The following is a 13949-nucleotide window of genomic DNA, read 5'->3' as shown; positions in this document are numbered from 1 at the left end:
CTGACATTTCAGTCTGTATTTCAATGCTCGCTAACCATTACTTTTTAAACATCGGTATTCGCGAGGAGTTAAGGTTTGCCTTGCATCCGGCTACATGCGGAAGATGCCAAATTTACTGTCTGGTATTGGCGCATTAAGCGCAGCAGACAGAGCAATGCCGACAACATCACGGGTTTTCGCAGGGTCAATAATGCCGTCGTCCCACAGGCGTGCACTGGCGTAGTATGCATGGCTTTGAGTCTGATATTGCTCCGCAATTGGACGTTTGAACGCTTCTTCTTCCTCTACGCTCCAGCTTTCACCTTTGCGAGTTTTGATATCGCGGGTCACTTGCGCCATCACGCCAGCCGCTTGCTCTCCACCCATGACGGAGATGCGCGCGTTTGGCCACATCCACATCATGGTTGGATCATAAGCGCGGCCACACATGCCGTAGTTTCCTGCGCCATACGATCCACCAATAACCACGGTAAACTTCGGCACGTCTGCACACGCAACAGCAGTTACCATTTTCGCACCATGTTTGGCGATGCCTTCGGCTTCGTACTTCTGACCGACCATAAAGCCCGTGATGTTCTGCAAGAAGAGCAGAGGAATTTTGCGTTGTGCGCACAGCTCAATAAAATGCGCGCCTTTTTGTGCTGATTCCGAAAATAGAATGCCGTTGTTAGCGACAATGCCAATCGGCATACCGTGAATATGGGCAAAGCCACAGACCAAGGTTTCGCCGAACAAGGCTTTAAATTCATCGAACTGGGAATCATCAACAATTCGGGCAATGACCTCTTTAACATCAAACGGCTTTTTGAGATCGGTTCCGACGATGCCGTACAGCTCTTGGGCAGGAAAACGCGGCTCCAGTGGCGTTTTTTGCTTGAGTTGGACGGGTTTCAAGTGGTTAATTTGAGAAACGGCTTGTCTTGCCAACTCTAACGCGTGGTGATCATTTTCTGCGTAATAGTCCGCCACACCAGAGGTGCGACAATGAACGTCTGCGCCACCAAGATCTTCCGCGCTGACTTCTTCACCTGTCGCTGCTTTTACAAGAGGTGGACCTGCCAAGAAAATCGTGCCTTGTTCTTTGACTATGATGGAAACATCACACATCGCAGGAACATAAGCGCCGCCAGCGGTACATAGCCCCATGACCACAGCGATTTGCGGGATACCCTTGGCTGACATTCGGGCTTGGTTATAGAAAATACGACCGAAGTGGTCTTTGTCTGGGAAGACCTCATCTTGGCGGGGTAGGTTAGCGCCGCCAGAATCGACTAAGTAAACACACGGCAGTTGGCATTTTTCTGCAATTTCTTGTGCTCTTAAGTGCTTTTTCACGGTGAGTGGGTAGTAACTGCCGCCTTTTACCGTCACGTCGTTCGCGACGATCATGCACTCAGTGCCGTCAATTACACCCACACCGGCAACCACTCCAGCACATGGAACGTAATCTGGATACACATCCCAACCCGCGAACTGGCCAATTTCTAAGAAGGATGAACCGGGATCGAGGAGGGCAAGAATGCGCTCACGTACCGGAAGTTTGCCTTTCTTCTGCTGATGCTCACGTGCTTTCTCGCCGCCACCATCTTCGATTTGCGCAGTCACGGTATAGAGTTGATCCACGAGCGACGCCATAGAGCGGTAGTTTTCCTGATACTGCTCTGAATGGGTATTAATATTGGTCGTCAAACAAGCCATAAATAGCCGATCTCCATTCGGTAGACGGGTGACACCACCCGCCTTTATCTATGTTGAATAAGGAATTTATTTAGATTCAGAACGCCTAGGTATGTTGATTAGGCGCTTTCGTTAAACAATTCGCGACCAATAAGCATGCGGCGAATTTCTGAAGTGCCCGCACCGATTTCATACAGCTTGGCATCTCGCAACAAACGGCCCGTATCAAACTCGTTGATGTAGCCGTTACCGCCAAGTAGTTGAATCGCATCCAGTGCCATCTTGGTTGCCAGCTCTGCGCTGTAGAGGATCGCGCCAGCAGAATCTTTACGTGTGGTTTCACCGCGATCACAAGCGGCAGCGACGGCGTAAACATACGCTTTAGCGGCATTCATTTGTGTGTACATATCGGCGATTTTTGCTTGAACTAGCTGGAATTCACCGATGGATTTACCGAACTGTTTACGGTCGTGAATGTAAGGCACAACGATATCCATACACGCCTGCATGATGCCAAGTGGGCCGCCTGCAAGCACCACACGTTCGTAGTCGAGGCCGCTCATCAATACTTTCACGCCTTGGTTTTCTTCGCCGAGAATATTCTCCGCAGGGACTTCGCAGTTTTGGAAGACCAGCTCACACGTATTCGAACCGCGCATGCCCAACTTGTCGAGTTTTTGTGCTTGAGTAAATCCAGGGAATCCGCGTTCCACAATAAACGCCGTGATGCCTTTGGAGTGCTGGCTTGGGTCTGTTTTTGCGTAGACAACATAGGTGTGTGCATCAGGGCCGTTGGTGATCCACATTTTGTTGCCATTTAATAGGAAAATATCGCCTTTACGTTCGGCTTTAAGCTGCATAGAGACCACATCAGAGCCGGCGCCGGGTTCACTCATAGCAAGGGCGCCGATATGTTCACCGGAGATGAGCTTAGGTAGGTATTTCTCTTTTTGTGCTTGTGTGCCGTTGCGGTGGATTTGGTTGACACAAAGGTTGGAGTGAGCGCCGTAACTTAACGCAACCGAAGCGGATGCTCGGCTGATTTCTTCCATAGCGATAACGTGGGCGAGATAGCCCATGCCTGCACCACCAAACTCTTCGCTGGTGGTCACACCTAAAAGACCCATGTCACCTAATTTGGACCAAAGATGGTTTGGAAAGTCGTTAGTTTGGTCGATAGATTGCGCTAGCGGCGCAATTTCTCTTGCAGCAAAACTATTGATTTGCTCGCGAAGCAAATCGGTATTTTCGTCATAAACAAAGTTCAGGGAAGAGTAGGTAGATTTCATTGCGTGTCCTTGCCTTTACGTCACCTACATCCCAGAGTTGAGGTGTTAGGTGACTTTTTCGCCTTTCATGGATCTCAGTGTGTTTTGGCATCGCAACTGCGCAGCATTTAACTCCATCATTACCGCTTGAATGTCGTTTGCTTGCTGTTGCAATGCTGCCTTCTTCTCTTCGATCAACCGAATCATATAGTTCAACTGCTCAGTACTTTGATCGGTATCGTAGAGTTCAAATAACTCTTTGATATCTGCAAGAGAAAAGCCCAATCGCTTACCTCGCAAAATCAGTTTTAGTCGAATTCGATCACGACCATTGTAGATTCGAGTGTTGCCTTTACGTTCTGGAGTTAGGAGACCTAAATCTTCGTAGAAGCGAATGCTTCGAGTAGTAATGTCGAACTCTTTCGCGAGCTCGCTGATCTTAAATGTGTTCATTCCTTAACCTTACGACTTTCGTATAACATTTACATGAATATACAATTCGTTAACGTTAAAGTAAACAAACAACATCCACTCTTGAGCCTTGATATCACTCGCATTTACTCGAAATCAAAGAATCACTCGAACAAACAATAACCTCAAACTTGACGTTAACGTAAATGTTAGTATAGTTATGACGTAAACGTCAATAAAAGGTTAATGGAATGAAAAATGAAACATGGATTGTTGCCGCTAAGCGAACGCCTATCGGCTCTTTTCAAGGTGCATTAGCTTCAACAGATGTCACGGAACTCGGTGCGAGAGCCATTCAAGGGGCGCTAGCCGAAAGCCAACTCGATGTGCACAAAATAGACGAAGTGTTGATGGGGTGCGTTTTACCCGCCGGTGTGGGGCAAGCGCCTGCAAGACAAGCAAGTCTTAAAGCTGAAATGCCACAATCGATTGGTTGTACGACACTGAACAAAGTTTGTGGATCGGGTATGAAAACCGTGATGCTGGCATATGACCTTATTCAATCTGGCAATGCGCATGCTGTCATCGCTGGTGGCATGGAAAACATGTCGTCTTCTCCTTATCTATTAAAGAAAGCGCGTGATGGTTTCCGTTTAGGTCACGAGCAAGTGCTTGATCACATGTTTTATGACGGTTTGCAGGATGCCTACCAAGGCGAGCTGATGGGTGTCTTTGCAGAACAGACGGCGCAAAAGTATCAGTTCAGCCGTGAAAGTATGGATGCCTGGGCGCAACAGTCGTTGACTCGTGCGCAGCAAGCAATCGAACAAGGTTTGTTCAAAGAAGAGATCGTGCCTGTTAACGTAAAAAATCGACGCGGCGAAACCTTGGTTGTAGATGATGAGCAACCGAGCAAACTCGACGTCACTAAAATTCCTACCTTACGCCCTGCGTTTGCCAAAGATGGCGGCGTAACCGCAGCAAACTCTAGTTCCATTTCGGATGGTGCGTCGGCAATGATCTTAGTCGATAGTGAGTTTGGTCGTCAGGAAAACCTTCAGCCTCTAGCCAAAATTGTCGCGTACAGCACGCATGCAAGACAGCCTGATGAGTTCACCATCGCACCAGTCTTCGCGATTGAATCGCTGCTGGAAAAAACGGGCTGGGAAAAATCGGACGTGGACCTTTGGGAAATCAATGAAGCTTTTGCTGTCGTGACTCAATACGCGGTGAAAGCACTCGAACTAGACGAGAGCAAAGTGAACCCGCGCGGAGGGGCTTGTGCGCTGGGGCATCCAATAGGCGCAAGTGGCAATCGAATCCTTGTCACTTTGATTCATGCGCTAAAACAAACTGGTGGTAAGCGTGGCGTTGCATCGCTTTGTATTGGCGGCGGCGAAGCTACCGCTATCGCGATTGAAATCTGCTAAATCACTCTCAACAAAGTTTCACTTACATAACAGTAGTCAGTAACAAGCTGAAAAATACAAGGATGTCATCATGACAGAACAAGTAAAGCAGTATATCGGTGGTGAATTTGCCATCTCCGATTCAAAACAATGGCTAGATGTAACCAACCCGGCAACCAACGAAGTGATTGCACAAGTACCTTGTGCCACGGAATCGGAAATGAATGCGGCGATTGCCAGCGCAACAGAAACGTTCAAACGCTGGAAAGAAGTTGCAGCGCCGGAGCGTGCTAGATTGATGTTGCGTTACCAACATCTGCTAAAAGAGCAACACGATGAGTTGGCGATACTGCTTTCAAGTGAGACAGGCAAAACCCTCGCGGATGCAAAGGGTGACATTTGGCGTGGGATTGAAGTCGTAGAACAAGCGGCGAACATTTGTAGCTCAATGATGGGCGAAACGGTTGAGAATGTCGCAACCAATATTGATGGTTACTCTTACATTCAACCGCTCGGTGTTTGTGCTGGCATCACACCGTTTAACTTCCCTGCGATGATCCCATTGTGGATGTTCCCGATGGCGATCGCTTGTGGCAACACCTTTATTTTGAAGCCGTCAGAGCAAGTGCCACTAACGGCAATGAAACTGGCGGAGCTGTTTGAACAAGCTGGCGCACCAAAAGGCGTATTGCAAGTTGTTCACGGGACCAAAGAGCAAGTCGACCGCATTCTGACTGATCCAGTTGTTCGTGCGATCTCTTTTGTTGGCTCTGTGCCCGTTGGTGAGTACATCTACAAAACAGGTACAGACAACCTGAAACGCGTGCAGTCATTTGCAGGTGCTAAGAACCATATGGTCATCATGCCGGATGCAAACAAACAGCAAGTCATCAATAACCTAGTTGGCGCGTCAGTTGGTGCTGCAGGCCAACGCTGTATGGCGATTTCGGTTGCCGTATTTGTCGGCGAAACCAAAGAATGGATTCCAGAGCTTAAAGAGGCGTTAGCTCAGGTTCAGCCTGGCGCGTGGGATGATGAAACCGCCGGTTATGGTCCGCTGATTAGCCCTCAAGCGAAGCAGCGAGTGGTGAATCTGATTAATGAAGGCAAAGCGTCAGGCGCGAATTGTGTTCTGGATGGAACAGACTGCCAAGTGCCTGGCTTCCCGAACGGTAACTGGGTGGGGCCAACACTGTTTACCAACGTGACCACAGACATGTCGATTTATCAGGAAGAAATTTTCGGGCCTGTGCTGTTAACTATGGAAGTGGATGACCTAGATGAAGCGATTAAACTGATCAATGCAAACCGCTTTGGTAATGGTACGTCTATTTTTACGGCGAACGGAGCTGCCGCGAGAAAGTATCAACACAATATCGAAGTAGGTAACGTAGGCATCAACGTGCCGATTCCGGTGCCATTGCCATTTTTCTCATTTACTGGGTGGAAAGGCAGCTTCTACGGCGACCTGCATGCTTACGGTAAACAAGCGGTTCGCTTCTACACCGAGACGAAAACTGTCACCGCGCGTTGGTTTGAAGATGACATTCCAAGCGGTCCAAACATGACCATTCAACTTAGCTAATTACTGGATTAGCGACACCTCTAGCCAAGCGCCACCGTTTAAGTGGGCTTGGCTCGGATACAAATGCAACGAATTAGACCTTAGGACTTCAAGATGGATTTTGAATTAAACGAAGATCAACTCGCGTTTGCCGAAGTAGCAAAGCAGTTTGCAGACCAAATGTTAGCGCCGCACGCGGCCGAGTGGGATGAAAACCATCATTTCCCTAAAGATGTACTGCGTCAAGCAGGTGAACTTGGCTTTCTGAGCATCTATACGCCGCCAGAGCATGGTGGTTTGGGATTGTCTCGTTTGGATGCGGCGATCATTTTCGAGCAGTTGGCTATGGGTTGTACCGCGACTACTGCGTTTATGACCATTCACAACATGGCGACGTGGATGATCACCAGCTTTGCCAAAGCCGAAGTGGCGCAGCAGTTTAGCGCGGATCTAATTTCGGGTGAAAAGCTCGCTTCCTACTGTTTAACCGAACCTAATGCAGGCTCTGACGCCGCTTCACTGACGACCAGTGCAGTGCGTGACGGCGATGAGTTTGTCCTGAATGGCGCAAAAGTATTTATCTCTGGTGCGGGTGATACGGACGTTCTTGTCGTGATGGCGCGTTCGTGCGGCGAAGGAGCGGGTGGCGTTTCTGCATTCGTTGTTCCTGCTGATTGCGAAGGCATTAGCTACGGTAAAAAAGAAGCCAAAATGGGTTGGAACTGCCAGCCAACTCGCATGATTACCTTCGAAAATGTTCGTATTCCGGCTGACTATCTGTTGGGTGAAGAGGGAGAAGGCTTTAAGTTCGCCATGCTTGGCCTTGATGGTGGTCGAATCAATATCGCTACTTGTTCCGTCGGTACTGCGCAACAAGCACTGAACGAAGCCAAGCAATACATGAACGAACGCAAACAGTTCGGCCGTTCACTGGCGCAATTTCAAGCGTTGCAGTTCAAGCTTGCTGATATGGCGACTGAGCTGGTCGCTGCGCGTCAAATGGTGCGACTCGCTGCCGCTAAACTCGATGCCCAGCACGCAGAAAAAAGTGCGTACTGTGCCATGGCAAAACGCTTTGCTACTGATGTGGGCTTTAAAGTCTGCGATCAGGCGCTGCAAATTCACGGTGGCTATGGCTACATCAAAGAATATCCAGTCGAGCGCCATTTCCGAGACGTTCGTGTTCACCAAATCCTTGAAGGTACCAACGAAATCATGCGTCTGATCGTCGCAAGACGATTACTAACGGAAGGCGTTGAGCTGCTTTAGTCAGCGAGACACAGCCTTACCTAAAGAAATTAAAAAGGACTGAAAGATTATGACGGCACAAATCAAATTAGAGCGCGAAGCGCATATTGCCAAGCTCACGATTAGTAATCCGCCAGCGAACACTTGGACGCTTGAGTCTTTGAATCAGCTAAAAGAGTTGGCAATTGAACTTAGTAATGATCGCTCTATTTATGCGTTGGTTTTAACAGGCGAAGGCGAGAAATTCTTTTCTGCTGGAGCAGATCTTAATAACTTTGCATCGGGTGATAAATCACAAGCAGCAAACATGGCGTTCGCATTTGGTGAAGCGTTTGAAGCGCTTTCTGCATTCGATGGGGTTTCTATCGCAGCGATTAATGGCTATGCGATGGGCGGCGGTCTGGAAGTGGCGATGGCGTGTGACATTCGTATCGCAGAAGAACAAGTACAAATGGCACTTCCTGAAGCATCGGTAGGTTTGTTGCCGTGTGCGGGTGGGACGCAAAACCTGACCGCGTTGGTAGGTGAAGGTTGGGCGAAGCGTATGATTCTATGTGGCGAGCGTGTGACGGCCGAGCGAGCGGAAAAAATTGGGTTAGTCGAAGAGGTGGTGGCGAAAGGTCAAGCACTCGAAGCGGCTATGGAGCTAGCACAGCGTGTTGCAGGTCAATCACCGAAATCTGTGTCTGCGTGCAAAACGCTCATTCAAGGTCGACGCAGCCAAACTCATGCAGCTGGATTGGTTTTGGAGCGTGAACTGTTTTTACAGCTGTTCAATACACACGATCAGACTGAGGGTGTGAATGCGTTTTTGCAAAAGCGCAAGCCACAATGGACAAACAGCTAGCGGAGGCCAAATGACAGGTACAGTAAATGTTTCAAAACTTGAGTGCGCAGATGGCTCTGTTATTGGTGTGCTAGAGCTTGATAACCCAGCAGCTCTCAACGCGTTGAGTTACGTGATGATTGAGAAGTTGTACAAACAGCTTAATGAATGGCAAACGGACGACAGCGTCATCGCGGTATTCTTGCATGCTCAAGGTGAAAAAGCGTTTTGTGCTGGTGGTGATATTCAAGCGATCTACCGTGCACTTGAAAACAAAGAGCAAGACTTTGATTCTGCGTTTTCAGCGATGGAAACCTTCTTTGACCTCGAATATCGCTGTGACCATCTTATTCATACTTATCCAAAACCGATCATCGCGTGGGGACATGGTTATTTGATGGGCGGGGGAGTTGGCCTGTTTATGGGTGCCAGCCATCGCGTAGCAGAAACCACCACACGCTTTGCAATGCCAGAGATTAAAATTGGCCTTTACCCAGATGTAGGCGCGACGTACTTCCTGAACCAGTTGCCAAAACATTTGGCACTGTTCTTAAGTTTGACTGCTTGCCAAATTAACGCAACAGATATGAAAGCGTTGGGGTTAAGCCAATGGATTGCACAGCCAGAAAACAAGCAAGTGCTGCTGGATCTGCTTGCATCGGTAAGTTGGAAAGGTGAAGCGAACATCAACGAAAAAATCGCCACTACGCTGCGTTCGGTACACGTGGACGAGCCAACCGAAGGGATGTTGATGCCCTATGCGGAATTGATTGAGCAGTTATGTTCGGGTGACTTAGCGTCAATTGTTGATGCAATCAGCCGTGCTAACGTTGATAGCAAGTGGTTCGTCAATGCGCAGAAGTCACTGAACTATGGCAGTCCGTTGTCGCTCAGTATCACTTATCAGCAGTTAACGCAGTATCAAAACCTCTCTTTGAAAGCGTGTTTTGATATGGAATTTAACCTAACACTACGTTGTGGCTTAGAAGGTGATTTTAGAGAAGGGGTTCGTGCGCTGATTATTGATAAAACCAATCAACCGACTTGGCAACATCGCACGGTTTCTGACGTAACGCCACAAGTTTTGGAGCGCTTCTTCTCGCCAATTGACTCAGCAGAATACCCACTGACCGCATCGTCGGTAGCTATAGCGGCACTTTAGTACAAGGAAGAAATACGATATGGACAAAATTGCATTTATTGGCCTTGGTAACATGGGTGCGCCTATGGCTAAGAATCTACTCAAAGCGGGCTTGAACGTCGAAGTATTTGATTTGAACCCAAACGCAGTTGAGGAGTTGACCGCATTGGGCGCTTCAAGTGCCGATTCCGTTCAGCAGGCAGTACAAGGTGTTGACGTGGTTGTCACTATGCTGCCAGCGAGCCAACACGTTCAAAGCGTTTATCTTGGTCAAGATGGCATCTTAGATAGCGTCGAATCAGGTACCTTGCTGATTGATTCTTCCACCATCGATCCGGCGACTGCTCGTTTGGTTGGCGAAAAAGCATCGCAACTTGGTATCAGTTTTGTTGATGCACCAGTATCTGGTGGCGTTGCGGGCGCAGCAGCAGGTACGTTAACTTTCATTGTTGGCGGCTCACAAGAGAACTTTGTTCAAGCCAGAGCGGTGCTTAGCCACATGGGTAAAAACATCTTCCATGCAGGCGATGCTGGAGCTGGTCAGGTGGCGAAGATCTGCAATAACATGATGTTGGGCATTTTGATGAGCGGCACCTGTGAAGCACTCAATTTAGGGATGGAAAACGGACTCGATCCCAAAGTGCTTTCCGACATCATGTTGCAAAGTTCAGGACGTAACTGGGCGCTAGAGCTTTATAACCCTTGTCCAAGTGTGATGGAAAATACGCCTGCAAGCAATGGTTATCAAGGCGGCTTTATGAGCCAGTTAATGGCTAAAGATCTGGGTCTTGCGATGGAAGCGGCGGTTGCCAGTCAAACATCAACGCCAATGGGCAGCTTGGCTCGTAATCTGTTTAATTTTCACAACGGTCAGGGCAACGGGCAAAAAGATTTTTCAAGCTTGTTTGAGTTCTACCAAAAGCAAAATCAGGCCTAAGGAGCGCGTATGGATCTAGCAAATAAGGTTATTGCGATCACGGGGGCAGGGCAGGGGCTGGGTAAACAAATGGCACTGTCACTGGCGGAAAATGGCGTTCATCTTGCGCTTATCGACCTCAATTCAGATCAACTGGCTGAAACGAAAGCGGAATGTGAATCTCTCGGCGTTACCGCTCGTTTTTATGTGACGAACGTGACTGACGAACAGCAGGTGTGCACTGCTTTTGAGCAAATTGAGGCAGATTTCAAGCAGCTCAATGGCGTTATCAATAACGCAGGTATTATGCGTGATGGTATGTTCATTAAAGTCAAAGATGGTCAGGTTAACACGATGTCGCTGGAACAATTTCAGTCTGTTCTAGATGTGAATGTAACAGGCACTTTTCTGTGTGGCCGTGAAGCGAGCAAGGTAATGCTGAACACCGATAGCAAAGGGGTTCTGATCAACATATCCAGCGTTGCGCGTGCCGGGAATATTGGTCAAACCAACTATTCAGCATCTAAAGCGGCGGTAGCCACCATGGCAACGGTGTGGGCGAAAGAGTTAGGGCGTTTCGGAATTCGCTCAGTGGCGATTGCTCCGGGTGTCATCAAAACTGCCATGACAGACCAAATAAAACCTGAAGCGATGGAACGTTTAATCGGAATGATTCCGGTTGGACGTTTAGGTTTGGCGGATGAAATTTCATCGACCATAAAATACGTGTTAACCAACGAATTCGTGACCGGAAGAGTGTTCGAAGTCGATGGCGGAATGCGAATGTAACCCCTTCTGCAACATAAAAAAGGGGAGCGAGTTTGATTGTTCGCTTCCTTCCATTTTCTCCTTTCTTTTATTGCTTCTATCTGAAAAATGTATTGGATGCATCGTCGACTGCTATCTCATCGAACGGTATAAAAATTGATTCTATTTCTAATGTGAATGGTTAGTTCTATATTGCTTGTCATGTAAATGTATCAACTCACAACTAAGACGATCTTTTGTCTCACTAACGAGATCGTCATTCTTGGTGTGTAAAAAACATTCTTATTGGTCATATTGTAACCGAAAACTATTTCGGCATCTAAAGATGGTGATTTATTATTCAGCGCAAAATACATGGGAATATGAGGCTGACTGAATAACCTTCAGTTGTCTTAATAATAAATAATCAGAATTCTCAATTACACTGAAGTAACTACCCATTAGGGAAGAGCAATAATGTCACTATTTCATTCGCTTAGGACGATGCCGCTATTATTGGGGTGTCTGTGTTTTTCTGTTCAGGCCTCCACAGAAAAGGTGGAACAGGAAGGTAAGTTTTTACAGTCGTTAGAAGGCATCGAAAATCAAATTTACGCATTACCTCAGAGTTCTTTAGCTTTGATTGAAGCGTTAGAAGAAGAGTCTTTACTACAAAACCAACCAACAGCGCTGTTGGTGCGTTACTGGCTTGCCAAGGCCACGGTTTTAGAGCTGCTAGGGCGCGTAGAAGAGAGTCAGAGTGTCGTTCAAAAAGGATTGGAGCTTGTGCGTCCACAGAGCCATGAGTATCTCCTGTTTAAGTTGATTCAGATGCGAACTATGGTTGGAAAGAGCGATATCGATACCGCGCTTTCTGCGTTGGATAGCTTGTTGGAAACATCGCGTGAGAATGGTGATAAGCAACTTGAATCAGAAATCCTGTTGCTAAAAGGACGCTATTACGATGAGCAAGGTGAGTTTAAAAAATCCTATGCTGCACTTATGTCGTCCATGGATGCGGCTGAATCTTCAGGTGTTCACGGGCTGGTAGAACGTGCAGCACTAGAGCTAGGTGACGTACTTGTCAAAATTCAGGGTTACGACCGATCTGAGGCGCTTTTGGAACAAGCATATCGCTATTTTAGGGATAGGCGTATGTCGTTCAATGAGTTGTTGAGCGTTTTGACGATAGCGAAACTTCATAAAGCACAGTTCCAATACGAAGAGGCGATAGCGTCATATCAGCGAGCGTTAAAGCTGGCTCAAATTATCGGTGATGGACGCTTTAGATTTCGAGTTAACCTTGAACTTGCAGCTTTATATCGCGAGACGAATCAAGAAAAGAAGATGGTTAACCACTTGAAGCTGGCAGAGAATTTACAGTACAGAGAAACGTCTAGCGCGTATTTGGCAACATTTAAGTTGTTACAAGCCGAATATATGTTAGAGCAGCAGCAATTTGAAATACTTTTAGCGATGATCGCGCCAATGCTGCCGGAGATTATAGAGAGTCGATACGTCAAGCAACAGCAAATGGAGCTACTAAAAGTCGCCGCTATGGCCTATGCGGGAAGCAATGACTTTAAACTAGCATTCGAAACTTACGGTAACTATCACGATAAATTTATCCAATTTAGCAATCAAAGAGAAGTTGAAAATCTTGAGCGCCAGCAGACGTTATTTGAGTTGGAACGACTTGAATATGAGAACGAAGATCTCAACTGGAACAATGTTTTGCAGCGTATGGAGCTAGAAAATAACCGTCGTACTTTTTACTTATTGGGTGAAGCGCTACTTGCGCTCATCGGTGTTCTATTTTTGATGGCGGTAGTATTTCTCGTCGTCAATCGCTCGCGTTTGAGAATGCGTCGCCTCGCAAAGACAGACACATTGACAGGGTTGTTCAATCGCCGTTTTTTAGAGGACTGGTTCACTAAGCCAGTAGAAGTGAGGCGTGAGCGAAAAGAGAAACCGGTACATCAATCTAAGCAAGAAAAAATACAACACTTTGTTTTTGAGCAAGTCGAGCAAGTTAAGTACGGTTATCTAGCTTTAAATAAATGGGTAGATAGCAAACTCGATAAACAGAAAATGGTGCCAAATAAACCACAATCGGGGCCAGTAACTTTAGCGTTAATCGATGTGGATTATTTCAAGCAGGTAAATGATACCTATGGGCATGTGTTTGGAGATACCGTACTAACGGGCGTTGCCAAAGTGTTGGAGGAAACTGTGCGTGAGAACGACATTGTTGCTCGCTTTGGTGGTGAAGAGTTTGTTGTTGTTATGCCCAATACAGACCATAAAAACGCCCTTATTACTGCAGAACGTTTACGTAGCGCTTTATCCCTACATGGCTTTGTTACGGAACAGAAAGAAGAAGTGAGAGTGACCTGTAGTTTTGGAGTCGTTACCACTGAAGATAATGAGATGAGTTTTAAATCACTTTGCGATCAGGCCGATAAATTGCTTTATCAAGCGAAAGCGAACGGACGCAACTGCGTGAAAGGTCGCTCGCTAGCGTAACAGAAATCAAGAGTTCAGGCTCATCGCACGATGAATCTGAACTTATCCCTCCCATTTACTTTGATAGCCAAGTGACTTTGAGATCCTTGCTTCGAATATAAAACGCTGAATCTAACATCTTAAAGTCACTTGGCGATATTACTTAAAAATGGCTTAAGGATATCGAATCGCATATTCATGGCGTTCAATATAACCTCTCTCTTTGCCTTCTTCACC

At 47.1% G+C, this 13949-nt stretch carries 11 protein-coding genes; 8 read left to right on the top strand and 3 right to left on the bottom strand.

Annotated elements, in window-relative coordinates:
• Window positions 1-90: 90 nt before the first annotated feature.
• The 3 genes from R7P36_RS04110 to R7P36_RS04100 form a co-directional block, all read right to left on the bottom strand.
• The gene (locus R7P36_RS04110) at window positions 91-1698 is read right to left on the bottom strand and encodes a carboxyl transferase domain-containing protein (protein WP_053304724.1); all 1608 of its coding nucleotides are present in this window, start codon (window positions 1696-1698) and stop codon (window positions 91-93) included.
• A gap of 98 nt (window positions 1699-1796) precedes the next feature.
• Entirely contained in the window at window positions 1797-2966 is a 1170-nt protein-coding gene (locus tag R7P36_RS04105) for an isovaleryl-CoA dehydrogenase (RefSeq protein ID WP_005373245.1), read from the bottom strand.
• Between the two features lie 45 nt (window positions 2967-3011).
• Complete coding sequence (locus tag R7P36_RS04100) at window positions 3012-3398, bottom strand: MerR family transcriptional regulator (protein ID WP_005373242.1); 387 nt, start codon at window positions 3396-3398, stop codon at window positions 3012-3014.
• Between the two features lie 209 nt (window positions 3399-3607).
• Here R7P36_RS04100 and R7P36_RS04095 point away from each other — a divergent pair, with 209 nt between their 5' ends.
• From R7P36_RS04095 to R7P36_RS04060, 8 genes are all read left to right on the top strand, one after another.
• Window positions 3608-4786 carry a thiolase family protein gene (locus R7P36_RS04095; RefSeq protein WP_213891421.1) on the top strand — a complete coding sequence of 393 codons (1179 nt, stop codon included), beginning with the start codon at window positions 3608-3610 and terminating at the stop codon, window positions 4784-4786.
• A 70-nt stretch (window positions 4787-4856) separates the two neighbouring features.
• Window positions 4857-6350, top strand: a complete 1494-nt coding sequence (locus R7P36_RS04090) for a CoA-acylating methylmalonate-semialdehyde dehydrogenase (RefSeq protein ID WP_047101355.1) — start codon at window positions 4857-4859, stop codon at window positions 6348-6350.
• 93 nt (window positions 6351-6443) lie between these two features.
• On the top strand, window positions 6444-7598 hold the full coding sequence (locus R7P36_RS04085) for an acyl-CoA dehydrogenase family protein (RefSeq protein WP_005373226.1): 1155 nt from the start codon (window positions 6444-6446) through the stop codon (window positions 7596-7598).
• A gap of 49 nt (window positions 7599-7647) precedes the next feature.
• Window positions 7648-8424 (top strand): enoyl-CoA hydratase, encoded by a 777-nt coding sequence (locus R7P36_RS04080; RefSeq protein ID WP_005373224.1) that lies wholly within the window; start codon window positions 7648-7650, stop codon window positions 8422-8424.
• Between the two features lie 10 nt (window positions 8425-8434).
• On the top strand, window positions 8435-9565 hold the full coding sequence (locus R7P36_RS04075; protein ID WP_158173450.1) for an enoyl-CoA hydratase/isomerase family protein: 1131 nt from the start codon (window positions 8435-8437) through the stop codon (window positions 9563-9565).
• A 19-nt stretch (window positions 9566-9584) separates the two neighbouring features.
• Entirely contained in the window at window positions 9585-10481 is an 897-nt protein-coding gene (mmsB, locus tag R7P36_RS04070) for a 3-hydroxyisobutyrate dehydrogenase (RefSeq protein WP_017633668.1), read from the top strand.
• A gap of 9 nt (window positions 10482-10490) precedes the next feature.
• Complete coding sequence (locus R7P36_RS04065; protein WP_054729717.1) at window positions 10491-11249, top strand: SDR family oxidoreductase; 759 nt, start codon at window positions 10491-10493, stop codon at window positions 11247-11249.
• Between the two features lie 462 nt (window positions 11250-11711).
• On the top strand, window positions 11712-13733 hold the full coding sequence (locus R7P36_RS04060) for a tetratricopeptide repeat-containing diguanylate cyclase (protein ID WP_373924804.1): 2022 nt from the start codon (window positions 11712-11714) through the stop codon (window positions 13731-13733).
• Window positions 13734-13949: the final 216 nt, after the last annotated feature.

The sequence above is a fragment of the Vibrio sp. 397 genome (genome assembly GCF_033339395.1).
Classification (GTDB): domain Bacteria; phylum Pseudomonadota; class Gammaproteobacteria; order Enterobacterales; family Vibrionaceae; genus Vibrio; species Vibrio alginolyticus.
This window is presented reverse-complemented; position numbering and strand designations above follow the sequence as displayed.